The organism is Burkholderia sp. SCN-KJ (genome assembly GCF_024656005.1).
Lineage (GTDB): Bacteria > Pseudomonadota > Gammaproteobacteria > Burkholderiales > Burkholderiaceae > Burkholderia.
The window spans coordinates 1-529 of record NZ_JANKOG010000104.1 but is presented as its reverse complement, the minus strand read 5'-3'; the positions used below and the strand labels follow the sequence as shown (position 1 = coordinate 529).

The 529-nt window shown below is 67.1% G+C and carries 1 protein-coding gene; it reads left to right on the top strand.

Annotated features, from left to right (window positions below):
- Window positions 1–73: 73 nt before the first annotated feature.
- Window positions 74–529 (top strand): substrate-binding domain-containing protein (locus NQV17_RS37830; protein ID WP_257776165.1); only part of this gene is annotated, 456 nt, incomplete at its 3' end.

Genomic DNA, 529 nt, shown 5'->3' with positions numbered 1-529 from the left:
CCACTCGATCATCGGGGCGCAGGCAGGTCCTCCTGCGCCCATCCGCCCACGGACCTTCCGGAGACACAACGACATGTTCAAGCAAAAAGCCGCCCTGACCGCCGTCGCCTGCGCGCTCGCCTTCGGCGGCGCCGCCGCCCATGCAGCCGACAAGCCGCTGAAATCGATCGGCGTCACGGTCGGGTCGCTCGGCAACCCGTACTTCGTCACGATCGTGAAAGGCGCCGAGGCGCGCGCCAGGCAGCTCAACCCGAACGCGAAGGTCACCGCGGTCTCGGCCGACTACGACCTGAACAAGCAGTTCACGCAGATCGACAACTTCATCTCCGCACACGTCGACATGATCCTGCTGAACGCGACCGATCCGAAGGCGATCGAGCCGGCGGTGAAGAAGGCGCAGGCGGCGGGCATCACGGTCGTCGCGGTGGACGTCGCGGCGGCCGGCGCGAACGCGACCGTGCAGACCAACAACGTGAAGGCCGGCGAGCTCGCGTGCGACTACCTCGCGAAGAAGCTCAACGGCAAGGGC